This is a genomic window from Nocardia sp. CA-290969, assembly GCF_050936135.1.
Classification (GTDB): domain Bacteria; phylum Actinomycetota; class Actinomycetes; order Mycobacteriales; family Mycobacteriaceae; genus Nocardia.
On sequence record NZ_JBNJNJ010000001.1, the window covers coordinates 4,905,681 to 4,931,219 of the forward strand.

A 25,539-nucleotide genomic window follows, 5' to 3' on the forward strand; every position below is an offset into this window, starting at 1 on the left:
AACGATGCCGTTCACTCAACAGCAGACGGCGGAACTCCAGTCCGCTGTGTCGAAATTCTTTCGACGCGTCGTACCGCTGTTCATCATCATGCTGATCTGCAATCAGCTCAATCGTTCCAATATCGGCTACGCCCGCGAATATCTCGAGGCCGATGTCGGTATCGGCGCCGCCGCCTACGGTTTCGGCGCCGGTGTCTTCTTCATCGCCTATGCGCTGTTCGAACTGCCGAGCAACGTGATGATGGAAAAGTACGGGGCACGAATCTGGCTCACCCGCATCATGGTCAGCTGGGGCCTGGTCTCGGCCGCCATGATGTTCGTGCAGAACGCCACCATGTTCTATGTGCTGCGCTTCCTGCTCGGCGCGGCCGAGGCCGGTTTCTTCCCGGCCGTCATCTTCTACCTGGCCAAATGGCTACCGAACAGTCATCGCGGCCGCGCCACCGCGCTGTTCGTGGCCGGGTCCTCGGTCGCCGCCGCCATTTCCGGCCCGCTCTCCGGTCCGTTGCTGTCACTCGACGACACCCTCGGACTGCACGGCTGGCAGTGGCTGTTCGGTATCGAGGGAGCGGTATCGGTAATCGTCGGCATCATCGCCTACGCCTTCCTGGATTCTCATATCAAGGACGCGAAATGGCTCACCGCGGGCGAGAAGAAAGCGCTCGTCGACACGATCGCCGCCGAGGAAACCGATAAAGCGGCCAATTCCGGTGTCTCGCATCGGGCTTCCCGCTGGCGCATGCTGCTGGACCCGAAGCTGATGCTCTTCTGCTGGATCTACTTCGCGATCCAGTTGTCGATCTACGCGAATACGTTCTGGCTGCCCTCGATCATCCGGCGCATCGACGGGGTGAACGATATAACCGTCGGCCTGCTCTCCTCGCTGCCGTGGATCTGCGCGGTGGTCGCCATGTACTTCTCGGCCCGGATCGGCGACCGCACCGGCAACCGCAAACCGCTGCTCATCATCGCGCTGCTGACGGCCGCCGTCGGCACCTATTTCGCCGCCATCGCCTCACCGTGGCTCGCGCTGGTATTCCTGTGCATCGCCGCGATGGGCTTCAAGAGCGCCTCGCCGCTGTTCTGGTCCATCCCGCAGTCCGGTCTGCATCCGCTGGTGCTGGCGCCCGCCATCGCGATCATCAACTCGATCGGTAACCTGGGCGGGTTCGTCGCACCGTACGGGTTCGGGCTGGTGAAGGAAGCCACCGGCGAGGTGACCTGGGGTCTGTACGCACTCGCCGCGGCGTCGGTACTCGCGGCCGCCTCGGTGCTGCTGGTCCGCCGGGCCGGCAATCGGCAGGAACTCGCCCATCCCGCGCCGGAGCCGCCCGGGCCCGGCTCCCCCACCACCACAGAATCGCCGGCCCCGGTCCCCGAAACCGGCCGCACCGGCGCCGTCACCACCCTGGAGAAACGCGCATGACCACCCCGACCCGCACCCCTCGCGTCACCGATATGCGCGTCGTGCCGATCGCCGGCCACGACAGCATGCTGCTCAATCTCAGCGGCGCCCACGCCCCCTATTTCACCCGCAACCTGGTGATCCTCACCGACTCCGACGGCCGCACCGGCGTCGGTGAAGTGCCGGGCGGCGAACGGATCCGCGCGACCCTCTCCGACGCACGCGACCTGGTGCTCGGCCGGACGGTCGGCGAGTACCATGCCGTACTGGCCGATATCCGCCGCACCTTCGCGGCCCGCGACGCCGGCGGCCGCGGTAACCAGACCTTCGACCTGCGGGTCACCGTGCACGCGGTGACCGCGGTGGAATCGGCGCTGCTCGACCTGCTCGGCCAGTACCTCGAAGTACCGGTCGCCGCGTTGCTCGGCGAAGGTATGCAGCGCGAGCGGGTGCCGGCGCTGGGCTATCTGTTCTTCATCGGCGACCGGGCCCGCACCGATCTGGCCTACCGATCCGGCGCCGACGAACCCGCCGACGCCGACGACTGGATGCGGCTGCGGCACGAGGAAGCCCTCACCCCGGACGCCGTGGTCGCGCTGGCCCGGGCCGCCCGGCAGCGCTACGGCTTCCGCGATTTCAAACTCAAGGGCGGCGTCCTGCCCGGACCCGAGGAAGCCGCGGCGGTACGGGCGCTCGCCGAGGAGTTCCCGGACGCCCGGATCACCCTCGACCCCAACGGCGGCTGGCTGCTGCGCGAGGCGATTCCGCTGTGCCGCGACCTGCGCGATGTACTCGCCTACGCCGAGGACCCGGTCGGCCCCGAGGGCTCGTTCTCGGGTCGCGAGGTGATGGCCGAGTTCAAACGGGCCACCGGATTGCCGACCGCCACCAATATGATCGCCACCGACTGGCGCGAACTCGGGCATACCGTACGCACCGGGGCGGTGGACATTCCGCTGGCCGACCCGCATTTCTGGACGATGGCCGGTTCGGTGCGGGTGGCTCAGCTGTGCGACGCCTGGGGGCTGACCTGGGGATCGCACTCCAACAACCATTTCGATGTCTCACTGGCCATGTTCACCCAGGTGGCGGCCGCCGCGCCCGGCGAGATCACGGCCATCGACACACACTGGATCTGGCAGGACGGGCAGCGCCTCACCCGCGACCCGTACCGGATCGTCGACGGCGAACTCACCGTTCCGCAGCGCCCCGGACTGGGTATCGACCTCGACGAGGACCGAGTGGCCGCCGCGCACGAGTTGTATCAGCGGGAGGGCCTGGGTGAGCGTAACGACGCCGCGACCATGCAGTACCTGATCCCCGGCTGGACCTTCGACAGCAAACGACCGGCCCTGAGCCGCTGAGATCTCCGGCCCACACGGCGCCGGATACATGGTCGCCCGCAGCCCGATCGGCTGCGGGCGAACGTGTCTGAGCACCCGTCGATCCGGCTGTCACGTGACGCCGGAGCAGCGGCTAGCTCGCTGCGCGGAGCGCGTCCGCTGTCATCTGTGCCGCCAGCCGGACTGCGGCATTGTTCTCGCCGTAGCCCTGGTATCCGCCTATGCGCTGTACCACTTCGAAGAAGAGGTCGGCGCCGACGGTGCGGGTGAAGAAGTGGAAGAACTCGCCGTCGGCGTTCGCGTCGTACAGGATGCCCGCGGACCGCATCCGGTCCAGCAGTTCGGGCGTGAGCGGGAAGCGAGCCCCCAGATCCTCGTAGTAGTTCCCCGGAATCGGCAGCGGCACATACCCTCTGGCGCGGAAATCCGCGACCGTCGCGAAGATATCGGTGCACGAGAACGCGATATGGCTGATACCGCCGCGCCGCGGGGCCGGCAAATGGGCTGTCCCGGAAATACTGCCGGGCACCATGTTCAGCAGGATCCGCACCGGATGCTCGGCCGCGGCACCGCCGGGGCCGGTCCAGGTGAGTGCCTGCGTCCGGATCAATCCCATGGCGTCGGCGACATCGACCCCTTCGTGCGGCTGCATACCGAACACCGAACGCAACAGCAGCATGGTGCCGTCCCAGCTGTCGGCCGGCACCGCCAGCGCGATGTGATCGACACCGGTGAACTGCGGGCGCTCCCGGCGCCACTGCTGTTCGTAGCGGGGGTAGGTGTCGAACGCCGACAGCCAGCCGGCGGCGCTGCCCGGGCCGCGAATATCGACCCAGGTGGCGTCGGTGATCTCGAGTCGCACCACATCCGACTCCGGGCCGTCCTCGGCGCCGGGCAACCGGACCTCGCGGGTGGGGACCGCCAAGGCGCGGGCGCGGCGGGCCCACGCTTCCGGATCGTCGGAGCGAATCCCGATCTGGGAGAGGACGGGCAGATCCGCGGGGATACCCGGCGCGGTCCATACCGTGCCGGGGGTCGCATCGACCGCGAGGGTGAGCGGGCCGTGCCGCCAGAGCTGCAGGTCGTGATCGCGATGCCGGCCGAGCAGATGGAAGCCGGTGTGTTTCAACACGGTCTGCAACTCGTCGGCCATACCCGGACCGGCCGCGAGGCGCAGCGATACCACCCCTTCGATGGGCGCGGGCGGGGGCGGCTCGAACAACTCGAGCCCGCGGGCCTGCGGTTCGGCGGCCTGCACGCGCGCCACCTCTTCCTGCAGATGCAGCAGCGAGCGGTAGGCGTCCGCGGCGGTGCGGCCGGTCGCGGACTGCCGGAAGACGTCGTTGAACACCTCGAGCGACCAAGGCCCGGTGTACCCGGCGGCCTGGACGTGCGCGCCGAAGGCGGCGAGGTCGAAATTGCCCTGCCCGGGGAAGTTCCGGTGATGCCGGCTCCAGGACAGCACGTCCAGCGACAGCCCGGGGGCGTCGGCCAGTTGCAGGAAGAAGATCTTGTCGCCGGGGATCTCGCGGATACCGCTGGGATCGTCGCCGCGGGACAGGATGTGGAAACTGTCCAGGCAGGTGCCCAGCGCCGGATGATCGACGTATTCGACGATCCGCCAGGCGTGCCGGTAGGTGTTCACATGCGCGCCCCACGCCAGCGCCTCGTAGGCGATACGCAGCCCGCGCTGCCCCGCGCGTTCGGCCAGGGTCGCGAGCTGCTCGGCCAACCGCGCATCGTCGTGGACCGCGCTGGGCAGGGGTGAGGAGCAGACCAGCATGGTGTCGCAGCCCAGCGTCTGCATCAGGTCGAATTTACGTTCCGCGCGGTCGAGGTTGCGCTGGAACTGCTGCTCGTCGGCCGAATCCAGATCCCGGAACGGCTGGTACAGGTCGATGGAGAGGCCCAGGTCGGCGGCCCGCTGCCGCAGCTGAGCCGGGGCGAGCGTGGAGCTCACGAAATCGGGTTCGAAGATTTCGAAACCGTCGAAACCGGCCGCGGCGATCGCGGGCAGTTTCTCCTCCAGCGACCCGCTCAGCGATACGGTCGCCACCGAGGTCCGCACCCGGCCGGTGGTCCGGCGCGGGCCGAGCTGCGTGATATGAGCACCTGTCCCGTTCATGGAAGCTCCTTCAAAGCCGGTACGTACGGTCGGCGGAGGACGAAGCGAAGGCCGCGGTATCGGATTCTTCGGCGGCGCACAGCGACAGCAGATGCGCGCGCATCCGGTCTGCGTCCGGTTCTACCCCGGTGAACAGCCGATATGCCTCGACCGCCTGATAGACGGCCATGCCGCCACCGTTCAGCGTGCGGGCCCCCGCCGCCTCGGCAGCCCGCACCAGCTCGGTACGCAGCGGCCGGTAGACAACCTCGGCCACCCACAGATCCGGTCGCAGGGCCGCCGCGGGAACGGCCGAGCCCGGGTGCTCCGCCATCCCCATCGGTGTGGCATGGACCAGACCGTCGGCGCCGGCCAATGCGGCCTCGAGGGTCGCGAGTGGCCGGCTGTCGATCACCGCTCCCGGGAACACGGTCACCAGCGTGCGGGCGAGCCGCTGGGCGCGGACGGCGTCGGCGTCGACCAGGGCGAGATGGCCTACACCCCGGCTGAGCAGGGCGTAGGCAACCGCGGCACCGGCGCCACCGGCACCGATCTGCACCACCGAGCGCACCGGGGCATCGGCCAGTTCGCGATCGAAGGCCCGGCCGAAGCCCGACCAGTCCGTGTTGTGGCCGACCGCCCGGCCGTCGTCGAAGACCACCGTGTTCACCGCGCCGAGCCGGGCGGCGTCCGGTGTCAGCTCGTCGAGGCAGTCGATAACGGCCTGCTTGCACGGGTGGGTGATATTGAGTCCGCGAAAACCCAGGTCGCGGGCGCTACGCACCAGCCTGGGCAGATCGGCGACGGTGAGCCCGAGCGCGTCGAGATCGATGATCCGGTAGAGGTACCGCAGACCTTGCCGCCGGCCTTCCTCCTCGTGGAGGGGCGGCGTGAGGGACGGCAGCACGCCGGTCCCGATCAGGCCGCACAGCACGGAATCGGTCACGTCGACCTCCTGGCCTCGGATAGCTAATGTACGAACTAGTGAGTTAATTAACGCTCATCTCGCCGCCGCGGTCAAGTCTCCGCACCGGCCGCCGGTCGGCCGCCGACTACAGTTGCCCCATGCCCGCGAACGACACCAGCCTGGAAAAACCCGTCAAACGCAGGCGCAACAGCGACCGCACCAAGGAGAACATCCTGGAGGTCGCGACGGGGGAATTCTCGGACAACGGCTACGCGGGCGCCCGGGTGGACGTGATCGCCGAACGAACGCACACCACCAAGCGGATGATCTACTACTACTTCGGCGACAAGGAAGGCCTGTACCGCGCCGTCCTCGAACGCGCCTACGGCGCGATCCGCGCACTCGAGGCCGAACTCGACCTCACCGGTCGCGACCCGGTCGAAGCGATTCGCGCGCTCGCCGAACTCACCTTCGATCACCACGAACAGCATCCGGATTTCATCCGCCTGGTGGCCAACGAGAATCTCCTGCACGGCGAGCACATCCGCAAATCCGACGTGCTCATGCGACTCGGTGCGCCGGCCGCCGACCTGCTGTCGGCAATCCTCGCCGAGGGCCAGGACAGCGGACTGTTCCGCACCGATGTCGACGCCCTCGACGTCCACATGATCATCAGCAGTTTCTGCGTGTTCCGGGTGGCCAACCGGCATACCTGGCAGGCCTTGTTCGGCCGCGACCTGACCGACCCGGCCACCCGCGACCACCAGCGGCGGATCCTGGCCGATATGGTCGTCGCCTTCCTGGAGCGCCCCGCGGCCTGACCCGGCAAGAAACCCGCGCCGGCGAGCACGCATCGGGGACGGCGGTCTCGCATCTAATGAACTATTTGGTTAATAATGGTTGCCACGCGCCGTGAGCCCCGTTACATTGACCTAACCAGGGCGCGATACGCACAAGCGTTCATCATGCGAACATTGCGCGCCGAGATGTCACATTCAGGAGAACCCCATGACCGCCAGCACTCTAGACGTGCCCGGATCCGGCGCGCAGCGCCCGGCCGCCACCGCAAAGGTCAAACGGGCCGCTGTCGCCAGCTTCCTCGGCAGCATGCTCGAGTACTACGACTTCTACATCTACGCGTCGGCGGCGGCCCTGGTGTTCGGCAAGGTGTTCTTCGCCGATTCCGACCCGGCCACGGCCACCCTGCTGTCCCTGGCCACCTTCGGCGTCGCCTATATCGCGCGGCCGGTCGGCGCCGTCCTGCTCGGCCACTTCGGCGACCGGGTGGGCCGCAAACGCGTGATGCTGCTGACCCTGGTGCTCATGGGTACGTCAACATTCCTGATCGGCTGCCTGCCGACCTACGACGCGATCGGGGTCGCGGCGCCGATCCTGCTGGTGCTGCTGCGGGTGGTGCAGGGCATCTCCGCCGCGGGTGAGCAGAGCGGCGCCGGCTCGCTGACCCTCGAACACGCACCCATGGGCCGGCGCGCCTTCTTCACCAGCTGGACGCTCACCGGCACGCAGGCCGGTTTCATCATCGCCACCGTCGTCTTCCTCGCCGTCGCGACCCTGCCGGAATCGGCGCTGCTGTCGTGGGGCTGGCGAGTGCCGTTCTGGTTCAGCCTGCTGGTCGTGGTGGTCGCCTATGTGGCACGCCGCAAACTCGAAGAGCCCGAGGTGTTCCAGGAAGAACAGCAGGGGCAGAAAATCGCGAAGTTCCCCGTCGTGGAGCTGTTCCGCAACCAAGCCGCCGATGTGCTGCGGGTGGTGTGCTGCGCGTTCATCGCCGTGGTGAGCACCGTGTTCGCGGTGTTCGGCCTGGCCTTCGCAACCAGCGACGAGGTCGGGATCAGCAAAACCACCATGCTGCTGGTCGCGGTCTCGGCGAACGCGCTCGCCCTGCTGATGCAGCCGGCACTGGCGATACTGGCGGACCGGGTGGGCCGGAAGCCGGTGTTCATCACCGGAGTCCTCGGCTGCGCCGTCATGGTCTTCGTTTACTTCCACGCCGTCATGTCGGGGAATGTGGCGCTGATCTTCCTGGCCGCACTGGTGTTCATCGGCGTCGCCTACAGCGCCCCCAACGCCATCTGGCCGGCCTTCTACGCCGAGATGTTCAGCACCAAGGTGCGCTTCTCCGGTATCGCCATCGGCACCCAGCTCGGTTTCGCCGCGGCCGGGTTCGCGCCCACCATCGCCTGGACACTGGTCGGGGACAGCCGCACCAACTGGCTGCCGGTGGCCGTACTGGTCGCGGTGTGCTGTGTGGTCTGCGCGGTGGCGGCGTTCACGGCGCGGGAGACCTATCGGGTGCCGCTGACCGAACTCGGCAAACCCGCGCTGCGCTGACGAACCGGCGCCCGCCCTGCCCGCGCCGCGCAGCAGCCCCGGCACTCTTACACGGGTGCCGGGGCTGCTGCGTTATCGAGCCGACAGAATTCGACGCAGCGGCCGGGACTCCCCTTCCCGACACTGTCGCCCTCCCACTTGCTTCCGCAAAAGGGGATATCTAATATCCCTGTTATGAAAATGGGTGAAGGCGTCGAGTGGAGCCTGCACTGCTGTGTCACCCTGGCCTGGGCCGAGGAGCAGTGGCCGGTCTCGATCGGCCGGCTCGCCGCGTGGTTCGACCTGCCCGTGGAGTACCTGAAAAAGCGGCTACAAGCCCTCGTCCGCGCCGGGATCCTCACCTCGACGCCCGGGGTGCGGGGCGGGTTCGGCCTGGCTCGACCGCCGGAGAAGATCACCCTGCTCGATATCGTGACCGCGATCGAAGGCGGCACCGACCCGTTCCGCTGCACCGAGATCCGGCAGCGCGGGCACAGCGGTCGCACCGCCACCACGGATTTCACCCATCAGTGCGGTATCGCGCTGGCCATGCGCCGCGCGGAACTGGCCTGGCGGCGTGAACTCGCGGCGCAGACCATCGCCGATCTCGCCGCCGCGGCACCGGCAGGCTCGGCGGAACGCACCCGGCGCGAGATCGCGAACGCGGGCAGGAGCGGCTGATGGACCGGAACTGTGCGGGAGCTCTGCCCGGGTCCCGGCGCGGCGTACCCGATCACCCGGACGGCTGCGCGATCGCCCCGGGAACTGTTCGAAACTTCCAACCGGCGAGGAGACGAGTGTGTCCGGAATAGTTGTGGTGGGCGGCGGTTTCGCCGGCGTGTGGAGCGCGGCCGGTGCGGTGCGCCTGGCTCGCGCGGCGGGTCGTGAGCTGCCGGTCACCCTGGTCTCCCCCGGCGACGATCTGGTTATCCGTCCCCGCCTGTACGAGGCCGGACCCGACCGGATGCGGGTCGCGCTGGACCGGATCCTCGGACCTGTGGGCGTGCGCCGGGTCGCGGCCGCAGCGACCGGGATCGATACCACCGCGCGGACGGTCACCGCTGTCGGCAGCGACGGCCGAACCGATGAGATCGACTACGACCGCCTGATTCTCGCCACCGGAAGCGAACTCGTCCGGCCGGAACTGCCCGGCGCCGAGCTGCTGTTCGATGTGGACACACTCCCCGCCGCCACAGCGTTGGACGCCCATCTCAACCGGCTACCCGACCTGCCGCCCGGCGACGGCCGGTTCACCGCCGTCGTCGCCGGCGCGGGGTTCACCGGCCTGGAGATCGCCACCGAACTCGCGGACCGGCTCGGCGCGCTCGCCGCGACCCGGGCGCCCGGCGAACGGGTGCGGGTCGTCCTGGTGGAGCGGGCAGACGCTCTCGGCCCGGAACTCGGGCCCGGGCCACGTGCGGAGATCGCCGACGCCCTGGCTGCGCTCGGCGTGGAATCCCGGCTCGGCGTGAGTGTGGCGGCGGTGGAACCGGATCGGGTCGTATTGTCCGACGGCACGCACCTCACCACCCGCACCGCGATCTGGACGGCGGGAGTGCGGGCCGGCGCACTCACCGCCGCAATCCCCGGCACCCACGACCGGCTGGGCCGGTTGGCGGTCGACGAGAACCTGGCGGTTACCGGTGTGCCGGGGGTCTACGCGGCCGGAGATACCGCCGCCGCGGCCGCCGAACCGGGACACCAGGTGATGCAGTGCTGTCAGCACGCCCTGCAACTGGGCAAATTCGCGGGCCACAATGCCGCCGCCGATCTGCTCGGGCTGCCCGCCGCCCCGTTCACGGCGGCCCCCTACGTCACCTGCCTCGACCTCGGTTCCCACGGTGCGGTGTTCACCAACGGATGGGATCGCCGGGTGGTGGCGACCGGGGCGGTCGCGAAGGACCGCAAACGCAAGGTCAACGAACTGTGGATCTACCCGCCCACCGACGATCCGGACGAACTCCTGCGCCAGGCCGACTACCGGTTCTCGGTCCGCCAGATCACCGAACCTCGCCGGGTATAAGCGACCGGCGCCGGTCGAGGAGCCCACTCCGGTCGCCGGCGCGCAGGCCCACCTGAACGCCGGACTCCGTGACCCCGCACGCCGGTCGGGTCTCGCCGGCACAGCAGAAAGACCTGTTCACCGGTCGGCCGTTGTGTCGTACGTTCGGGCTCTTACCGCTGCACTCGGCCCGCGGCACAGTTCGGCCGAGCGCCGGGCCCGTCGAAGAGGGTCGCGGTGGTGCCGGTTATCGCGCGCCGACCAGTTGCTTCTCCGCGACCTCGCCCGCGGGCAGATGAGCCCGCGAATACCGCAGGATGACCGCGGAACCCGACAGCGCGACCAGCACCAGCACACCGAGCAGGACGGGGTAATCCGCTACCGGACCGAGCAGGCTCAGCAGCGACGGCAGCAGGAAGCCCAGATAGGCGAGCGCGTAGTAGGCGCCGGTGAGCGCGGCGAGTTCGTGTGGCGCCGCGAGGCGCTGTACCTCCAGCAGGCCCGAGACCAGCGCGATCCCGTACGCGCAGCCCAGCGCGAGCGCCGCGGTCAGCGCCAGCGCGGGTGATCGGACGATCGCGGCAAACGTGCTGATCAGCAGACCCAGCGGCAGCAGGGTCATCGAGACGAGCACCGCGCGGGCGCTGGTCGTGCGGTCGAGCCGTTTCGCCAGCGGTTGCACCAGGGTGCCGGCGACCAGGGTGCCGACCGTCAAAGTGGTGGAATACAGCAGGCTCCACCGCCCGACCCGGTCGCCGACGAGTTGCGGCATGATCGCGTAGGCCACCGCCGCCGAGCCGAAGATCCACGGGGCCATCGGCATGATCACCCGACGGAAACGGGGATGACGCAGACCAGCGAACTGACCGCGGGCCGGCGTCCCCGGCACTCCGGTTTCCGGCACCCGGAACACCAACGGCAGGACCGCGAGCGCGAGCAGTGCGTGCACGAGATAAGGCGTAACCATGGGCGCCGGCCCCCATTGCGCGAGGCCACCGGCCACGGCCGCGCCCAGCGCGAAACCGGCGGTGAGCCATAGCGCGGCGCGACGGGCACCCGTTCCGGGCGCCGCGCCGGCGCGGTCGCACAGTTCGGTGACCCAGGTGGTGCCGACCGCCATCGCCACCGCGACCCCGCACCCGGTGATCAAACGGCCCACGGCGATCCAGCCCACTCCGGTCGCCCCGGCGGCCAGCAGCAGGCTCGCTGTCAGCGACGCCAGTACCCCGGCGAGCGCGACCGGGCGCCGGCCGAACCGCTCGGACAGCCCGCCGGTTACCAGCAGTCCGGGAACGAGTCCGAGCACGTAGGCGCCGAGCAGCGCGTTCACGGTCAGCGCCGAATAGCCGGCGTCCCGGTACATCACCAGCAGCGGCGTGAACTGGTTACCTCCCCACGCGGAGACGAAGATCGCGGCAAGCGCGGCCTGCGCGGAACGGCCGGTCATCGCCGGTGCGTCCCGTCGAGGTGGGCGCGCAGGGCGGTGGTGAACGCGGCGGCGTCGCCCGCTTCGATGATCTCGATCAGCTCGCCGTGCTCGCGCAGCACCACCGGGATGTGGTCGGGTACCGGCCCCAGCGCGGCCACGTTCATCCGGCGCTGCCGATCGGCCAGCCCGGTGTAGAACCGGATCAGCAAGGCGTTCCCGCCGGCCTCGACCAGGGTGCGGTGGAACCGTTCGTCGGCCTCCGCGAAGGCATGGAGGTCGCCGCTCTCGGCCCGTTCGCGCTGCACCTCGAGCGCGGCCCGCAGTTTTTCGACAGCCGGCGGCACCCGATCCGGGGCGCGCAGCAGCCGCCGCACCGCGGCGCTCTCCACCGCCTCCCGGGCGTCGAGCACATCCTCGGCCTCCCCCGGCGGGACGGGCGCCACGATGGCGCCACGCTTCGGTACCAGCGTCAGCAATTCCTCGGCCTGCAACCGGACAAATGCCTCGCGCACCGGGGTACGGCTCAGCCCGAGCCGGCCGGCGATCTCGGTCTCGCTGAACAGGTGGCCGCCCGGGAGTTCGCCGGAGAGCACCAGCTCCTTGGTGAGCCGGTAGGCCCGATCGGCGGCACTCGCGGGGGGCTCGGAGGGGCTGGAAACAGTCGGCACGCAGCCACACTAGCTGATAGATACAAGCTTGTATGCAAGCATGTACCCCAACTCACAACACCAAGTTCAGGCCTCCGCCACCACAGGATCGGCCGAACCACCACGAGAGGCACTCGGTAACGTCAGCGCCGGTACGACCAGCGGCGATCGCCGAGCAAAGAACGGACAACGACGTGCACGAGGCCTTCTACCTGCCCGACCCCGCGGACCCACAGCGGTTCGTCTCCACCGAACTGACTCGCGGACCGTGGTCACCCGACGCCCAGCACGCCGGACCGCCCTCCGCATTGCTCGGGCATGTGATCGAGCGGTGTGAACCGCGGCCGGGTTTCCAAGTGGGCCGCGTCGCCGTCGAAATTCTCGGCCCGGTTCCGCTGGCCCCGCTCACCGCGGAGGCCCGGCTGGTGCGGCCGGGTCGCAGTGTCGAACTGATCGAGGCGACACTGTCCTCCGAGCGCGGCCCGGTGATGCGCGCCAACGCCTGGCGGTTCAAACTCGCCGACCCCGATCTGGACCTACCGGCACAGTTCCTCCCGACCGGTTCGCGGCCCGGCCCCGAACAGGCGCCGGCACCGGAAGCGTTCCCGTCCACCCAGCCGGTCGGCTTCCACACCGGTATCGAATACCGTTTCGCCGCAGGATCTTTCGCCGAGCCCGGCCCGGCCGTCTGCTGGATCCGGCTGAAGTATCCGATCGTCGCGGGCACCACCCCGAGCCCACTCGAACGCACACTCGCGGCCGCCGACTCCGGCAACGGGGTCAGCTCCGTACTGGATTGGAACCGCTACCTGTTCATCAACACCGACCTGACCGTCACCCTGCACCGGCAGCCGGCCGGGGAATGGGTCTGCCTGGACGCGGTCACCCATCCCCAGCCGCACGGTATCGGCTTGGCCGAATCCGAACTCTTCGACGAAAAAGGCCCGCTGGGCCGCAGCACCCAGACCCTGTTCATCGGCCCGCGATAGGGGTCGATCACCCCGCCCGGCCGGGTTCGGCCGGGACACCGAACCTGGACCGCACGGCCCGGTCCACCCGTTCGGCGTCGCCGGTCGCGAGGAGGTCCAGCAGAGCGCCCCGGAGCACGGCCAGCACCTCGGTGCGCTCGGCGAGCCCCGCCTCGGTGTCCCGTATCCGGCCGGGCTGGGCGGCGGCGAGCAGCGCGAGCCAATCCGCGACCGTCGCCTGCGCGAAACCCGCCCAGGGACCGTCCGGTTCGACCAGCGACCGGGCGTACCCCTCCACCCAGAGTGCGAGCAGCGCGCGATGAGCGGGATCGGCCAGCCAGGTCCACAACAGCGCCGCGACCCGGGGCAACCGGTTCTCCACCGCCGCACCCGGCGGTAACTCGCCGAGCCGGGCGAGCAGCGCGAGTTCGTCCGCGCGAGCCCGGCCCAGCAGGGCTTCGACGAGCCCGTCCTTGCTACCGAACAGATACAGCAGCACCCGCGGGCTGGTCCCCGTGGCCTTCGCGAGGGGCCGCAGGGAAAGCTCTGCCAGCCCGTGCTCGAGCACGTAGCCGTAGGCGGCTTCGAGCAGTTCGGTCCGCCGCGCCGACGGAGTTGCGTTCGAGTGCACCATTTGTGCATTCTGACATCACTGAAACAGTCGTTTCAGTTGCGGCTACCCGATGCGGAGGACCTCATGACCGCGGCCTACGACGACGCGCAGCCCCGGGCGACGATCCGCGAGTTCGGCGAACCCGGCGATCTGGGCTGGGTGATCCAGGCGCACGGCGAGCTCTACGCCGGGGAATTCGGCTGGGACAGCAGTTTCGAAACCCTCGTCGCCGATATCGCCGCCGACTATGCGCGAGCACACGATCCGGCCCGGGAAGCCGCCTGGATAGCCAACCTCGACGGCGAACGGGTCGGCTGCGTGTTCTGTGTCCGCGAGGATGCCGAGACCGCGAAGTTGCGCATCCTGCTCGTCCACCCGAAGGCACGCGGGCAGCGGCTGGGTGAGCGACTGGTCACGACCTGCCTGGAATTCGCGCGCGACGCCGGCTACCGGCGCATCACCCTGTGGACGAATTCGGTTCTCACCGCGGCCCGGCGGATATACCTCGCGCAGGGCTTCGAACTGGTCGACGAAGCTCCGCACCACAGTTTCGGCCGGGACCTGGTCGGCCAGAACTGGTCGCGGGACCTGTAAGCGCCCGGGAGGCTTCGTCCGGAGCGGTCCGCGCGATACCAACTCGACGTGCCGCGATATCGCGAGGCCGGCGTACGTCTCGCCCGTGGACGCGGATATCCGGGAGCGGGCCCGGGTGCTCATCCGCGCACAACCTGGTCCGCGGTGCGAACGGCACGTGCGGAGTGGGCGGCAGTGTCGGTCCACGGCGTGCGACCCGGCACTGTGGTCGCCGGGACGGCACCGGCCGAGTTTGCCGCCGCCGCCGGGACCGCACCCGCCGACATGGGCCCTGCCGCCGGGACGGCACCCGCCGACGTAGCCCCTGCCGCCGACGTGACACCGGCCGCCGACGTGGCACCAGCGGCCATGGACGCCGAGGGTGCACCGCGCATCCCGGCCTCCGAGGTCGCGTCGACGGACGGCGCCACCGAGGCTCGGGGTGAAACCGGCGGCGGCACCACCGGGCCCGCGACGGGACCCGACTGTCGCGGATCGGCGGCACCGTTCTCGCTACGCCAGGTCCCGGCGCGTGACGTCCACGGTGTCGTGGACAACCCCGGTGATGCGGAACCGTCCGTACCGCGTGTTGTGAGCCGACCCGGCTGGTCCGGTGCGTTTCCCGGCCGGCCGTTTTCCGCGGCCGAACCGGGAACCCGTGCCCCGGGAAACCTTTCGGGCGCGCCGAGCGACATGCCGGGGTAACGCGAGACCACTGAACCGCTTTCCGGGTACCGCGATGTCGCGCCCGGATCCCGGGGATACTGCGGAGCCGCGCCGCCCGGATTCTGCGACGTCCCGCCCGGTAACCCCGGATACTGCGGAGCTTCGCCCCCTGGATACTGCGACGTCCCGCCCGGGGCATCTGGATACTGCGGGGCTTCACCCCCTGGATAGCGCGGCGTACCGCCCGGGTGCGACGGCACCGTCGCGGACGGATGCTGGGCCATATGTTCGTCGAACTGTTTCCGGAGAGCGTCGAGCTCGGCGGTGATACTCCGGACATCACCGGCGATCCGGTCGTTCGCGGCCACCGCCTGGCTCAATATTTCCCGGCCGCGCCCGAATGCCTCGTTCAGCACATCGAGCGCATGCATCGGCACCGGCGTTCCGGGAGGCGGGGCGGCGCCGGCGCGCGTGTTGACGGTCTCGATGAGCGAATCGACCGCCAGCTGCCCCTCGTCGGAGACCCGATCGGCGCCCGCGGCGATCAGCGTCAGGGCCTTGGCGTCGAGTTCGGCGAAACCGGCCATGACAGTGTTGAGACGCTGTGCTTTCTTGCTGTAGTCCGGCACGCCCGCTGTTTCCGCGCCGCTCGCGGACTCCGGCAGTTCCGGTGCGGGCGGCGCGGTTCGCTCGCCGGTTCCGAAACTCTTCCACACCGAGCAGAGGTAACCGGGCAGGCTCAGATACATCTCGCCGACCGCACCGGCCCCCGTGAGATCGGCGGGCATCTGCAGATTCGACATCGCCGCGGGACATCCCCCGTTCCCGATATCGGTGGTATCGATCGAGACGATCTGCGGGGACTGCGGCGATACCGCGTAGGCGCCGAACCCGCCACCCAACGCGGCGAGCACCCCGCCCTCGCGTTTGGGGCCGTGTACCAGGACCAGCCCTGCCTTGTGGTCCACGTGCCGCTTGACCGCGCCGGCGATTCCGGTGTCCGCAGCCTTGGCCAGCCCCTTCTCCACCCCCTCTTTGACGAGCTTTCCCGCCAGATTCGCACCCCAGGCACCGCCCACGCCGCCGATACCGGCGACGAGGGCTTCCTCCACCGCGTCGCCCGTATCTTTGTCGTCGACCAGGGTCGCGCCGAGGAAAGAACCTGCCATCGCCCCGAGGAAGGCTCCCGGCGGGCCGAGGAAACCTCCGGCCACCGCGCCACCGATAAGACTTCCGGCATCCGCCCCGGAGAAATCCAAGTCGAAAATACCCACACGGCAAGTTTTTTCGCCGCACGACAGGTGTTTCCGGCTCCTGACAGAACCCTGACGGGTACGCCGGGCTTCTTTGACGACGTATTTCCGGGCCGGGCGCTACCGTCCCCCGCGGACGCGCCACCGGAAACGACTCCGGCGCGCGCCGCCGCTCAGCCGCGCGGAGCGAGCGCGACCACCGGAATGACCCGTCCCGCAGTGCGGGCGAAATCGCGCAGCGCGGGCAGGATCTCGGCCATCGCGCTGTACAGCCGATCGTATTCCGGCCCGGCCACGATCACACGTGCCCGAGCCACGCTCATCGGACGGTGGCCGGAACCGGATTCGGCTTACCCAGCCGCTCGTTCCACCGGAACGCGCCACGCATACCGTGGAAGACGGTCATGATCAGCCCGCCTGCGCAGAGCGCCGCGAATCCGGGCCACCAGTGCGCCGGGAGGTCGGCCCAGTAGCCGAGCAGTACGGCCATGATCAGCCCGGACGCCCCGGCGAGCGCATTACGCACCGGCGCGTTGCCGAGGACATTCGGGAACTCCTCGCCCATCATCCCTTTCGCGAAATGCGGGAAGGCGTTCACGCCCAGCACCCCCGCGAGAAAAGCCGGAACAATCGTTTGCCACATCAGAGCACCCCATTTCAGTCAACGCTTGTAGTCCGAAACTAGCAGGCTCACCACTTTCGGTCAACACTCGTTGTCCGAATTTTTCCCCGGCGCCCGGAACCACCCGGACGGACCGGTCCTAGGCTGGTCAGGTGCCCGATGAACAGCCGACCCGAGCCGAACAGCGTCGCCGTACCCAAGAGCGCATACTGCGCGCCGCCACCCTGCTGTTCGCCGAATCCGGCTACGACCGCACCACGATCCGGGCCGTCGCCGCCGCGGCAGAGACCGATCCGAGCCTGGTCATGCGATATTTCGGCTCCAAAGAAGAACTGTTCGCGCGCGTCTCGGTCCCCGAACCCGACGCACCGATCAGCGGCACCCCGGATCAGGCGGCCGAACAACTCCTCGACGCCCTGGCCGCCAAACTCGGCACCCCCGATACCGCGACCCTGGCCGCCATCCGCACCATGCTCACACAGACCGAAACCGCCGGCACCGTGCGCGCGGCGATGACCGAACGCCAGCGACAGGCGGCCCAGCACCTGAGCCCGGACGACGCGGACCTGCGCGCGGGCCTGATCGGCGCCGTCACCATCGGCGTCGTGATCAGCCGCCACCTACTCGGCCTGGACGCCGTACGCGACGCCTCCCCCGACCACATCATCGAACTCCTGCGCCCGGCCGTCCACGAGATCGCCCACGGCACACCCCGGCACCGCGACAGGTAGCTCGATCCCGGCCGGTCGGACTTCGTCGGATCGGCCCCGCGCGGGCGAGACAGACAGTCAACTGTTCGAGAACGGCGCCGAACACAACCCGGCTCCGGGCACTATCGCACCACTGCGCACAAGTGCTGCCGAACGCAAAACGCTCCCGGAGCGGAGGGTCGATACCACTCGCTCCGGGAGCGCCTCTGCGATCAGCCCGTCAGGCCGGCTGTTGTGCGGCTTCCCGTTCGGCGACCATGGTGAGCGCGATATCGACGATCATGTCCTCCTGACCGCCGACCAGGCGGCGGCGGCCGGCTTCCATGAGCAGGGTGCGGACATCGATCCCGTAGCGTTCGCTCGCCGCTTCCGCGTGCCGCAGGAAACTGGAGTAGACACCGGCGTAGCCGAGGGTGAGGGTTTCGCGGTCCACCCGCACCGGGCGATCCTGCAGGGGCCGGACCAGATCGTCGGCGGCGTCCTGGAGGGCGAAGACATCGCAGCCGTGCTTCCAGCCGAGCACATCGGCGACGGCGACGAACGCCTCGATCGGGGTATTGCCCGCGCCCGCACCGTGTCCGGCGAGGGAGGCGTCGACCCGGGTGACGCCGTTCTCCACGGCAACCACCGAGTTCGCCACGGACAGCGAAAGATTCTCGTGTGCGTGGATTCCGAGTTCGGTCTTCGGGTCGAGCACGTCGCGGTAGGCCAGGATCCGGTCGCGCACACCGTTCATGGTGAGGCGGCCACCGGAATCGGTGACGTACACGCAGTGCGCGCCGTAGCTTTCCATGAGTTTCGCCTGCTGGGCGAGTTCGGCGGGTTCGGCCATATGGCTCATCATCAGGAAGCCCGAGACGTCCATCCCGATCTCGCGGGCGGTCGCGATGTGCTGGGCGGCGACATCTGCTTCGGTGCAATGCGTGGCGACGCGCACCGACCGCACACCCAGACCCCAGGCGCGCCGCAGATCCTCGGCGGTACCGACACCGGGCAGCAGCAAGCTGGTCAGCCGGGCATTCTTGATATTCGCGGCGGCGGCTTCCAGCCAGGTCCAGTCGCTGTGCGAACCGGGGCCGTAGTTCACCGACCCGCCGGCGAGGCCGTCACCGTGCGCGACCTCGATCGCGTCCACACCGGCGGCGTCGAGCGCGGCCACGATCTTGCCCACGTTCTCCGGGGTGATGCGATGCCGGATGGCGTGCATACCATCGCGCAGGGTCACATCCTGGACGAAAACCGAGGTCACCGATTCCGTCGAGCTCATCGTCCATTCTCCTTCTGCTGGCTGTTCTGCGCGATCCGCTCGGCGACCTGCAGTCCGGCCGAGGTCATGATGTCGAGGTTCCCGGCGTAGGCGGGCAGATAGTGGGCCGCGCCCTCGACCTCGAGGAACACCGACACCCGGTGGGTCGGGAACAGGGCGTTGTCCTTCGCCAGCAGCGTATGCACCGGCTGGTCCTGCGGGATCGGGTCGATCTGCACTTCCTGCTTGAGCCGGTATCCCGGCACGTAGGCCGCCACATCGTCGACCATTTTCACGACCGAGGCCTTGATCTGCTCGTGCGAATCCTCGTCGGGCGCGTTCACCAGGCAGAAGACCGTATCGCGCATGATCAGCGGCGGTTCGGCCGGATTCAGGATGATCACCGCCTTACCGCGTTCCGCGCCGCCCACGGTTTCGATGGCGTGCGCGGTGGTCTCGGTGAATTCGTCGATATTGGCGCGGGTGCCCGGCCCGGCGGATTTCGAGGCGATGGACGCCACGATCTCGGCGTAGGGCACCGGCACGACCCGCGACACCGCGGCGACGATCGGGATCGTCGCCTGGCCACCGCAGGTCACCATGTTCACGTTCTGCGCCTCGAGGTGTTCCTCGAGGTTCACCGGCGGCACCACGAACGGGCCGATCGCGGCGGGCGTCAGGTCGATCAGGCGTTTACCCAGCGGGGCCAGGCGGGCGTGGTTCTGCTCGTGCGCCTTCGCCGAGGTGGCGTCGAAGACGATTTCGATCTCGTCGAAATTCGGTAGCGCGATCAGGCCCTCCACACCCTCATGGGTGGTCGGGACCTTCAGGCGCGCCGCGCGGGCCAGACCGTCGGATTCGGGGTCGATACCGACCATCGCGCCCATTTCCAGGAACCGGGAATGCCGCATGACCTTGATCATCAGATCGGTGCCGATATTGCCCGACCCGATGATCGCGACCTTGGTGCGTTTGCCGTTGTCACTCATTGGGAGACCTCCGAAGCGGTGGTGAAGGAAGCCGATACCGTCCCGAGGCCGGAGATGGCGGCGGTGACGGTGGCGCCGGGGTGCAGCGGCCGCATCGGGCCGAGCGCACCGGAGAGGATCACCTGGCCGGCGCGCAGCGGCTCCCCGAAGGTGCGGGCCTGCTGCGCGAGCCAGGACAGAGCGTTGAGCGGGTCGCCGAGGCAGGCGGCGCCGTTACCGGTGGAGACTTCTTCGCCGTCGATGCTCATGCTCATGGTGACCTCGACGGGCTCGAAATCGTCGAGGGTCCGGCGTTCGCTGCCGAGCACGTACAGCCCGCTCGAGGCATTGTCGGCGACGGTGTCGGCGAAGGAGATGTTCCAGTCGGTGATCCGGCTGTCCACGATCTCGAGGGCGGCCATGGCCTCGGCGACGGCCGCGCGGCACTGGGCGATATCGAGCGGTCCCTCGGCAAGATCCGCCCCCAGCAGGAAGGCGACCTCGGCCTCGGCCTTGGGCTGCAGCAGCCGGTCGATCGGGATCACATCGCCGTCGGCATAGGCCATATCGGAGAAGAGCACCCCGAAATCGGGCTGGTCCACCCCCAGCTGCTGCTGGACGGCCTGCGACGTGGCGCCGATCTTGCGGCCGACCACCGTGACACCCGCGGTGATCCGGGCGGCGTTGAACCGCTCCTGGATCCGGTAGGCCGTGGCGACATCGTCGGGACCGATCAGACCGTCCCGTAGCGGCGCGCAGGTTATCCGGGTCTCGGCCGCGGTGATCAGACGCTGCGCGGCCTGGGCGACGATCGACTCGTCGACACCGGACGCACTGGTGCCCTCGACAGTGGTTGCCACCACTACCTCCGTTCTCCTCATCGTTGGGTTGCTACCAGTGCACACCGCTTCGCCCCAGCTGAACAGCGAAATGGTCCACTGACCGGACCACCCGGAGATCCAGGGGCAATCTGTCGCGCGATCCGCACCCCGGACCGCGCGACGGCACACTCACGACGGCGAATGTCCGATACAGCACCTGATACGTTGAGCGCCCTGTACGGCAGTTCGAACAGGAGATCGGTATGCAGGTCGCGGGAAATGTCTTCGTAGTCACCGGAGCCGGAAACGGAATCGGGCGCTGCGTAGCGCGGGAGTTGGTCGGTCGCGGCGCGATCGTCGCCGGCGCCGACCGCGACGAAAAGGCCCTGGCCGGCACCGCGGACCTGGTCGCGGACCCGTCCCGATTCACCGCCCACACCCTCGATATCGCCGACCGCGACGCCGTCGCCGCATTCCCGGCCACCGTCCTCGCCGCCCACGGCCGGGTGGACGGACTGTTCAATATCGCCGGGATCGCCCAAGAGCTGCAGACCATCGCCGACCTCGGGGACACCCGGATCGAAACCCTGATGCAGGTGAATTTCTTCGGCGCGGTGTGGATGACGCGGGCGTTCCTCCCGCATCTGCTGGAGCGGCCCGCGGGTGTCGTCCTGAACACCTCGAGCCTGTCGGCGATCGTCCCGGTGCCGGGTTCGGCCGTGTACGGGGCGTCGAAAGCCGCCCTCGCGCTGTACAGCTACGGCTTGGCGCAGGATCTGCGCGGCCGCTCGAACGTCACGGTGACCACGGTGCTGCCGGGTTCCGTCTGGACCGACCTGGTGCGCAAGGTTTCTCAGCAGATGGGTGCGCCCGAGAACGTCGCCAAGGCTTTCTCGGGGAAACCGGAGCACGTCGCCCGCCGGATCGTCGACGCGACCATGAAGGGCAAAGGCCGGGTCGTCATCGGCAAGGACGCCCGCGTCTACGATTTCGTCCGGCGGTTCAGTACCCGCGCGGCCGATCGGCTGTCGTATCTGCAGGTCGGGCACGGGGTCTATCCGAAACGCACCGCCCCGGTCCGCGACGAACCGGCCTCGGTCACCGGACCCGTCACCCGCCGCCGATAGGTGGTTCGCGGATCAGTACTTCGGGAACGGCTGCCCCGTGCCGGTTGTGATCAGTTGCCGCAGGCTGGTCTCGATATAGAACTTCCAGCCACGGGAGCACGCCTCGAAGCATTCGGATTCGGCGGAGTTCAGGCCCTCGTGGGTGAAATGGAGGGTGGCGCCTTCCGGCGTGCCGGTGATATCGAAGACAACGTGGGTGCCGGTCCACTCGTGCCGGTCCTCGACGAAGGTGAGGAACGAATCCACCACCTGCCAGACGACCCGCTTGCCCGGTACGAGCTCGGTGATACAGAACCGGCTGTACCGGATGCCCTCTTTCCCCTCCCGGGCTGTCTCACCCGCGTACTTGCTGTCGTCGGTGAAAACGAACTCGTCGTGCACTGCGGCGGTATCGCCGATGATGTTCTCGCTCCACCATTTGCGCACGTCGGTGACGGCGGCGAAGACCTCGCCGGGGGTGTGGTCGACGCTGAGGGTGGCGGTCAGCTGCTCGGTATGCGACATTTTCTTGCCTCTCTTTCCGGTGGTGTTGCCCCACCGACGAAGCAGGTCGCCCGGGATCGACATCGCCCCGGATTTTCTCCGGAAATTTTTCGACGGAAATGATCGATCGGTCAGAGGCTGCCGAGGCGATCGGTCAGATAACGGCGTTCGGCCTCGGTCGGCGCCAGTATCAGTGCTTGTTCGTACGCGGCTGCGGCTTCGGCGCGGCGACCGGCCCGGCGGAGCAGATCGGCACGGGTCGCGGGCAGCAGGTAGTACCCCGCGAGTTTGCCCGATTCGGCGAGTTCGTCGACGCGGGCCAGACCGGCCGGGATACCGTCGGCCATGGCGATCGCCACGGCGCGATTGAGGTCGACCACCGGCGAGGGCGCCAACCGGGCGAGCTCCCCGTACAAGATCGCGATCTGCGGCCAGTCCGTGGCTGCAGCGTCGGGCGCGGTGGCGTGGCACGCGGCGATCGCCGCCTGCACCTGATACGGCCCGGGGCGCCGCATGGCCAGCGCGTCGTCGAGCGTCGCCACTCCTTCGGCGATCAGCGCACCATTCCAGCGGGAGCGGTCCTGGTTCTCCAGTGTGACCAGCACACCATCTTCGGTTCGCTGTGCCCGGCGGGCCTCGAGCAGGAGCATCAATGCCAGCAGGCCGCGTGGTTCCGGTTCGGCCGGCAGCAGGCGCATCAGGACTCTGGCGAGGTGGATTCCCTCAGTGGTCAGCGCCCGGCGGCCGTCCGGCTCGTCGTAGCCTTCGTTGAAGATCAGGTACAGCACGGCGAGCACCGCGGACAATCGTTTCGGCAGCTGATTCGCCGGTGGGACCCGGAACGGGATGCCCGCCTCGACGATTTTGCGCTTGGCACGCACCAGGCGCTGCGCCATCGCCGGCTCGGCGGTCAGGAACGCCTTGGCGATCTCCGCGGTACTCAGGCCCGCCAGCGTACGCAAGGTGAGCGCGACCCTGGCCGGGAACGGCAGCGCCGGATGACAGCAGGTGAAGATCAGCCGCAGCCTGTCGTCGGGTATCTCTTCGGCGGCAGGCTCCTCGGCCGTCCTCGCCAGTACGGCGAGTTGACGCATCTTCGCTGCCCCGGCGGTATCGCGGCGCAGCCGATCGGTGGCGCGGTGGCGCGCAGTCGTCGTCAGCCAGGCGCCCGGCCGGCTCGGGACGCCGTCACGCGGCCAGGTCGCCAGCGCCGCGGCGAACGCGTCCTGCGCACAGTCTTCGGCAAGGTCCCAATCACCGGTCAGCCCGATCAGGGTGGCGACCACCTGACCCCACTCGTCCCGATACGCCGCCTCGACCGCGGCCCGAACCCGCTCCGGCACAGTTATTCCCACACGGGGCGAACCTCGACACAACCCCGCCGCGCGTAGGGATGCCCTGCCGCGATCTCGATCGCTTCGTCCAGATCGGCGCATTCGATGATGTCGATACCGCCGACGAAGTCCTTCGTCTCCGCGAACGGACCGTCGGAGACGAACGTCTCCCCATCACGCACACGGACAGTCGTCGCGTCCGCGACCGGACGCAGCCGCGCCCCGCCGAGCCTGGCTCCCCGCCGGTCCACATCCGCCGCCCACCCCTGGTACGCCGGGTCCGCCGCGATCTCCTCGTTGGTGGGCGAAGCTGTTTCATCGTCGCAGATCAGCAGGACATATTTCATGGCGCCAATATGCCCGACCGGCCCACATCGATCAACGCCGCACACGTGCCATGCACTGCGGTCAATTTCCCGGCGCCCCTCCATCCCCCTGGCCCCCGCCCGTGTCATCGTCTCGGTCGACGACGAGGTGCCGGATCCCCAGTTTCTCGGCGAACAGGTGCCGCTGGGTGATCCAGCCGAGTACCGACAGCGCGATCCAGGCCAGCGTCGAGGTGATCTGCTGCCAGCCCGCCTGCGGGTTGCGCAGGAACTCCAGTGAATCGCTCATCCGCGCGACCCCGCTGAGCACCATGCCCGCACCGCCGATCGAGGTGAGCCACAGCAGTGCCCGGGCCCGGAATTTCTCCGCCAGGAACGCGCCGGCCACACAGCACGCGAGCGCCACGATCATGCTCAACGCCCAGTTCTTGTCACCGGGCTGCAACAACATCGCCAGTTTGGTGCCGATCATCGCGCCGGTGAGACCACCGATGAAATACGACGCGAACCGGAAGATCAGCGAGGTCACCACCCACGACGAGAGCGCCCCGATCAACCCGACCAGTAGCAACCACCAGAAGGAGGCATCGAACAGGTCGGCGATCAGCCAGCCGATACCGAACCCGATCGCCAGGATCCCCAGGTGGACCGAGCGGATGCCGTAGAAGCACAGCAGCGCACCGACCACCGCAACGATGATGCCGTTCACGGGCACTCCTCTCGACTGCCGAGCACGAGCGGGACAGGCGATACCGCCCTCACCCTAGCCCCCTCCGGCCCACCCTTCCGGTAGCACGCGGTCGGCCGCGGCGCAGCTCAGCAGTAGAATGGTCCACTGAACGGACCAGCCCGAGAAAGAGAGCCATGCCGGAACGACAACTCGACGACCGGTCCGTCCTGGGCCGTGCACTACTCATCCTCGAGGCATTCGGCGTCGAGGACCAAGCCGTCGGATTGTCCGAGCTCACCCGCCGCACCGGACTCCCGAAAGCCACCGTGCATCGCATGAGCCGCGACCTGGTGGCGGCCCGCCTGCTCAGCTCCTCCCCCGACGGCTACCGTCTGGGCCGCGGCCTGTTCGAGCTCGGTATGCGCGCCGCCACCGAACGCACCTTGCTCGAGGTCGCGATCCCGTTCCTGCAAGACCTGTTCACCCGCACCAGCGAAACGGTGCACCTCGGCGTCCGCGACGGCGACGAAGTGGTCTACATCAGCAAGATCGGCGGCCACCGCCAGGCCCGCGCCCCCTCCCGCATCGGCGGCCGAATGCCGTTGTACTGCACCGCGATCGGCAAATCCTTACTCGCCCACTCCGGCCCCGAAACCATCGACCGCATCCTCGCCGGCCCCCTCGTCCGCCGCACCCCGCGCACCGTGGTGGCCCCGGGCCTCCTACGCGCGCAACTCGCGCACGCCGTCGAAACCGGAGTCACCTTCGAACACGAGGAATCCACCCTCGGCATCGCTTGCGTAGCCGCCCCCATCCTCGACGGCAGTGACGAACCCCCCGCCGCCATCTCGGTCACCGGCCCGGTCACCCGCTTCCGCCCCGAAACCCACGCCGCCTCGGTCCAAGCCGCCGCCGCCGGCATCGCCTCCATCCTCGCCCGCCGCCCCCAAGCCCTGCCCTGACCCCGACGCCGTCCAGGCGATCGACCCTT

Annotated in this window: 26 protein-coding genes; 11 read left to right on the forward strand and 15 right to left on the reverse strand. The window is 68.7% G+C overall.

All coding sequences use genetic code 11. The annotated features are described in order from the left end of the window. Positions 1–4 precede the first annotated feature (4 nt). Both ACQEVO_RS22490 and gudD read left to right on the forward strand, forming a co-directional pair. Complete coding sequence (locus ACQEVO_RS22490) at positions 5–1,426, forward strand: MFS transporter (protein ID WP_432916410.1); 1,422 nt, start codon at positions 5–7, stop codon at positions 1,424–1,426. Further along, a complete protein-coding gene (gene gudD, locus ACQEVO_RS22495; RefSeq protein WP_432916413.1) occupies positions 1,423–2,769 on the forward strand; it encodes a glucarate dehydratase in 1,347 nt (448 codons plus the stop codon). Before ACQEVO_RS22490 ends, gudD begins: the two co-directional genes overlap by 4 nt. A 112-nt stretch (positions 2,770–2,881) precedes the next feature. Here the strand turns inward: gudD and ACQEVO_RS22500 are convergent, their stop codons facing one another. Both ACQEVO_RS22500 and ACQEVO_RS22505 read right to left on the reverse strand, forming a co-directional pair. Beyond that, on the reverse strand, positions 2,882–4,873 hold the full coding sequence (locus ACQEVO_RS22500) for a TIM barrel protein (protein WP_432916416.1): 1,992 nt from the start codon (positions 4,871–4,873) through the stop codon (positions 2,882–2,884). A 10-nt stretch (positions 4,874–4,883) separates the two neighbouring features. Further along, positions 4,884–5,798 carry a shikimate dehydrogenase gene (locus ACQEVO_RS22505; protein ID WP_432916418.1) on the reverse strand — a complete coding sequence of 305 codons (915 nt, stop codon included), beginning with the start codon at positions 5,796–5,798 and terminating at the stop codon, positions 4,884–4,886. A 119-nt stretch (positions 5,799–5,917) separates the two neighbouring features. On the opposite strand from ACQEVO_RS22505, the gene ACQEVO_RS22510 reads away from it, so the two are divergent. From ACQEVO_RS22510 to ACQEVO_RS22525, 4 genes are all read left to right on the forward strand, one after another. Further along, positions 5,918–6,580 carry a TetR/AcrR family transcriptional regulator gene (locus tag ACQEVO_RS22510; RefSeq protein WP_432916421.1) on the forward strand — a complete coding sequence of 221 codons (663 nt, stop codon included), beginning with the start codon at positions 5,918–5,920 and terminating at the stop codon, positions 6,578–6,580. 187 nt (positions 6,581–6,767) lie between these two features. Continuing rightward, positions 6,768–8,111 carry an MFS transporter gene (locus tag ACQEVO_RS22515; RefSeq protein ID WP_432916424.1) on the forward strand — a complete coding sequence of 448 codons (1,344 nt, stop codon included), beginning with the start codon at positions 6,768–6,770 and terminating at the stop codon, positions 8,109–8,111. 174 nt (positions 8,112–8,285) lie between these two features. Then, positions 8,286–8,771, forward strand: coding sequence for an RrF2 family transcriptional regulator (locus tag ACQEVO_RS22520; protein WP_432916426.1), 486 nt, complete (start codon positions 8,286–8,288; stop codon positions 8,769–8,771). A 118-nt stretch (positions 8,772–8,889) separates the two neighbouring features. After that, positions 8,890–10,113 (forward strand): NAD(P)/FAD-dependent oxidoreductase, encoded by a 1,224-nt coding sequence (locus ACQEVO_RS22525; protein ID WP_432916429.1) that lies wholly within the window; start codon positions 8,890–8,892, stop codon positions 10,111–10,113. A gap of 226 nt (positions 10,114–10,339) precedes the next feature. Here ACQEVO_RS22525 and ACQEVO_RS22530 read toward each other — a convergent pair whose 3' ends face one another. Beyond that, positions 10,340–11,539 (reverse strand): MFS transporter, encoded by a 1,200-nt coding sequence (locus tag ACQEVO_RS22530; RefSeq protein WP_432916432.1) that lies wholly within the window; start codon positions 11,537–11,539, stop codon positions 10,340–10,342. Further along, the gene (locus ACQEVO_RS22535; RefSeq protein ID WP_432916435.1) at positions 11,536–12,189 is read right to left on the reverse strand and encodes a GntR family transcriptional regulator; all 654 of its coding nucleotides are present in this window, start codon (positions 12,187–12,189) and stop codon (positions 11,536–11,538) included. The genes ACQEVO_RS22530 and ACQEVO_RS22535 overlap by 4 nt, the downstream gene beginning before the upstream one ends. A gap of 173 nt (positions 12,190–12,362) precedes the next feature. Between ACQEVO_RS22535 and ACQEVO_RS22540 the strand changes: the two genes are divergently transcribed. Further along, a complete protein-coding gene (locus ACQEVO_RS22540; protein WP_432916438.1) occupies positions 12,363–13,157 on the forward strand; it encodes a thioesterase family protein in 795 nt (264 codons plus the stop codon). Between the two features lie 7 nt (positions 13,158–13,164). Here the strand turns inward: ACQEVO_RS22540 and ACQEVO_RS22545 are convergent, their stop codons facing one another. Further along, positions 13,165–13,770, reverse strand: coding sequence for a TetR/AcrR family transcriptional regulator (locus tag ACQEVO_RS22545; protein ID WP_432916441.1), 606 nt, complete (start codon positions 13,768–13,770; stop codon positions 13,165–13,167). A 63-nt stretch (positions 13,771–13,833) separates the two neighbouring features. Here ACQEVO_RS22545 and ACQEVO_RS22550 point away from each other — a divergent pair, with 63 nt between their 5' ends. Then, complete coding sequence (locus tag ACQEVO_RS22550; RefSeq protein WP_432916443.1) at positions 13,834–14,343, forward strand: GNAT family N-acetyltransferase; 510 nt, start codon at positions 13,834–13,836, stop codon at positions 14,341–14,343. A gap of 119 nt (positions 14,344–14,462) precedes the next feature. Here the strand turns inward: ACQEVO_RS22550 and ACQEVO_RS22555 are convergent, their stop codons facing one another. The 3 genes from ACQEVO_RS22555 to ACQEVO_RS22565 form a co-directional block, all read right to left on the reverse strand. Next, positions 14,463–16,262 carry a hypothetical protein gene (locus ACQEVO_RS22555; RefSeq protein WP_432916445.1) on the reverse strand — a complete coding sequence of 600 codons (1,800 nt, stop codon included), beginning with the start codon at positions 16,260–16,262 and terminating at the stop codon, positions 14,463–14,465. A gap of 152 nt (positions 16,263–16,414) precedes the next feature. Then, a complete protein-coding gene (locus ACQEVO_RS22560) occupies positions 16,415–16,558 on the reverse strand; it encodes a hypothetical protein (protein ID WP_432916448.1) in 144 nt (47 codons plus the stop codon). A 2-nt stretch (positions 16,559–16,560) separates the two neighbouring features. Next, positions 16,561–16,884 (reverse strand): hypothetical protein, encoded by a 324-nt coding sequence (locus ACQEVO_RS22565; RefSeq protein ID WP_432916451.1) that lies wholly within the window; start codon positions 16,882–16,884, stop codon positions 16,561–16,563. Between the two features lie 131 nt (positions 16,885–17,015). Between ACQEVO_RS22565 and ACQEVO_RS22570 the strand changes: the two genes are divergently transcribed. Next, positions 17,016–17,594, forward strand: a complete 579-nt coding sequence (locus tag ACQEVO_RS22570) for a TetR/AcrR family transcriptional regulator (RefSeq protein ID WP_432916454.1) — start codon at positions 17,016–17,018, stop codon at positions 17,592–17,594. A gap of 199 nt (positions 17,595–17,793) precedes the next feature. Here ACQEVO_RS22570 and dmpG read toward each other — a convergent pair whose 3' ends face one another. Genes dmpG through ACQEVO_RS22585 form a run of 3 tightly spaced genes read right to left on the reverse strand, consistent with a single transcriptional unit; the run spans position 17,794 to position 20,647 of the window. Then, complete coding sequence (gene dmpG, locus ACQEVO_RS22575) at positions 17,794–18,840, reverse strand: 4-hydroxy-2-oxovalerate aldolase (protein WP_432916457.1); 1,047 nt, start codon at positions 18,838–18,840, stop codon at positions 17,794–17,796. Further along, on the reverse strand, positions 18,837–19,808 hold the full coding sequence (locus ACQEVO_RS22580; protein ID WP_432916460.1) for an acetaldehyde dehydrogenase (acetylating): 972 nt from the start codon (positions 19,806–19,808) through the stop codon (positions 18,837–18,839). Before ACQEVO_RS22580 ends, dmpG begins: the two co-directional genes overlap by 4 nt. Further along, entirely contained in the window at positions 19,805–20,647 is an 843-nt protein-coding gene (locus ACQEVO_RS22585) for a 2-keto-4-pentenoate hydratase (protein WP_432916462.1), read from the reverse strand. Before ACQEVO_RS22585 ends, ACQEVO_RS22580 begins: the two co-directional genes overlap by 4 nt. A 224-nt stretch (positions 20,648–20,871) precedes the next feature. Here ACQEVO_RS22585 and ACQEVO_RS22590 point away from each other — a divergent pair, with 224 nt between their 5' ends. Beyond that, a complete protein-coding gene (locus ACQEVO_RS22590) occupies positions 20,872–21,735 on the forward strand; it encodes an SDR family NAD(P)-dependent oxidoreductase (protein ID WP_432916465.1) in 864 nt (287 codons plus the stop codon). A 12-nt stretch (positions 21,736–21,747) separates the two neighbouring features. On the opposite strand, the gene ACQEVO_RS22595 is transcribed toward ACQEVO_RS22590, so the two are convergent. The 4 genes from ACQEVO_RS22595 to ACQEVO_RS22610 form a co-directional block, all read right to left on the reverse strand. Continuing rightward, positions 21,748–22,239: an SRPBCC family protein gene (locus ACQEVO_RS22595; RefSeq protein WP_432916468.1), complete on the reverse strand. Its 492-nt coding sequence runs from the start codon at positions 22,237–22,239 to the stop codon at positions 21,748–21,750. A 110-nt stretch (positions 22,240–22,349) separates the two neighbouring features. Further along, the gene (locus tag ACQEVO_RS22600) at positions 22,350–23,567 is read right to left on the reverse strand and encodes an RNA polymerase sigma factor (RefSeq protein WP_432922913.1); all 1,218 of its coding nucleotides are present in this window, start codon (positions 23,565–23,567) and stop codon (positions 22,350–22,352) included. Further along, positions 23,564–23,899 (reverse strand): YciI family protein, encoded by a 336-nt coding sequence (locus tag ACQEVO_RS22605; protein ID WP_432916471.1) that lies wholly within the window; start codon positions 23,897–23,899, stop codon positions 23,564–23,566. The genes ACQEVO_RS22600 and ACQEVO_RS22605 overlap by 4 nt, the downstream gene beginning before the upstream one ends. A 61-nt stretch (positions 23,900–23,960) precedes the next feature. After that, complete coding sequence (locus ACQEVO_RS22610; protein ID WP_432916474.1) at positions 23,961–24,587, reverse strand: DUF4203 domain-containing protein; 627 nt, start codon at positions 24,585–24,587, stop codon at positions 23,961–23,963. A 155-nt stretch (positions 24,588–24,742) separates the two neighbouring features. On the opposite strand from ACQEVO_RS22610, the gene ACQEVO_RS22615 reads away from it, so the two are divergent. After that, positions 24,743–25,510 (forward strand): IclR family transcriptional regulator, encoded by a 768-nt coding sequence (locus tag ACQEVO_RS22615; protein ID WP_432916476.1) that lies wholly within the window; start codon positions 24,743–24,745, stop codon positions 25,508–25,510. Positions 25,511–25,539 lie beyond the last annotated feature (29 nt).

Bases quoted from the DNA above. Each gene is read 5' to 3' on its own strand.
- ACQEVO_RS22490 (WP_432916410.1), top strand. From the start codon at position 5: ATGCCGTTCACTCAACAGCAGACGGCGGAACTCCAGTCCGCTGTGTCG.
- gudD (WP_432916413.1), top strand. From the start codon at position 1,423: ATGACCACCCCGACCCGCACCCCTCGCGTCACCGATATGCGCGTCGTG.
- ACQEVO_RS22500 (WP_432916416.1), bottom strand. From the start codon at position 4,873: ATGAACGGGACAGGTGCTCATATCACGCAGCTCGGCCCGCGCCGGACC.
- ACQEVO_RS22510 (WP_432916421.1), top strand. From the start codon at position 5,918: ATGCCCGCGAACGACACCAGCCTGGAAAAACCCGTCAAACGCAGGCGC.
- ACQEVO_RS22515 (WP_432916424.1), top strand. From the start codon at position 6,768: ATGACCGCCAGCACTCTAGACGTGCCCGGATCCGGCGCGCAGCGCCCG.
- ACQEVO_RS22520 (WP_432916426.1), top strand. From the start codon at position 8,286: ATGAAAATGGGTGAAGGCGTCGAGTGGAGCCTGCACTGCTGTGTCACC.
- ACQEVO_RS22530 (WP_432916432.1), bottom strand. From the start codon at position 11,539: ATGACCGGCCGTTCCGCGCAGGCCGCGCTTGCCGCGATCTTCGTCTCC.
- ACQEVO_RS22545 (WP_432916441.1), bottom strand. From the start codon at position 13,770: ATGGTGCACTCGAACGCAACTCCGTCGGCGCGGCGGACCGAACTGCTC.
- ACQEVO_RS22550 (WP_432916443.1), top strand. From the start codon at position 13,834: ATGACCGCGGCCTACGACGACGCGCAGCCCCGGGCGACGATCCGCGAG.
- ACQEVO_RS22565 (WP_432916451.1), bottom strand. From the start codon at position 16,884: ATGTGGCAAACGATTGTTCCGGCTTTTCTCGCGGGGGTGCTGGGCGTG.
- dmpG (WP_432916457.1), bottom strand. From the start codon at position 18,840: ATGAGCTCGACGGAATCGGTGACCTCGGTTTTCGTCCAGGATGTGACC.
- ACQEVO_RS22580 (WP_432916460.1), bottom strand. From the start codon at position 19,808: ATGAGTGACAACGGCAAACGCACCAAGGTCGCGATCATCGGGTCGGGC.
- ACQEVO_RS22590 (WP_432916465.1), top strand. From the start codon at position 20,872: ATGCAGGTCGCGGGAAATGTCTTCGTAGTCACCGGAGCCGGAAACGGA.
- ACQEVO_RS22595 (WP_432916468.1), bottom strand. From the start codon at position 22,239: ATGTCGCATACCGAGCAGCTGACCGCCACCCTCAGCGTCGACCACACC.
- ACQEVO_RS22605 (WP_432916471.1), bottom strand. From the start codon at position 23,899: ATGAAATATGTCCTGCTGATCTGCGACGATGAAACAGCTTCGCCCACC.
- ACQEVO_RS22615 (WP_432916476.1), top strand. From the start codon at position 24,743: ATGCCGGAACGACAACTCGACGACCGGTCCGTCCTGGGCCGTGCACTA.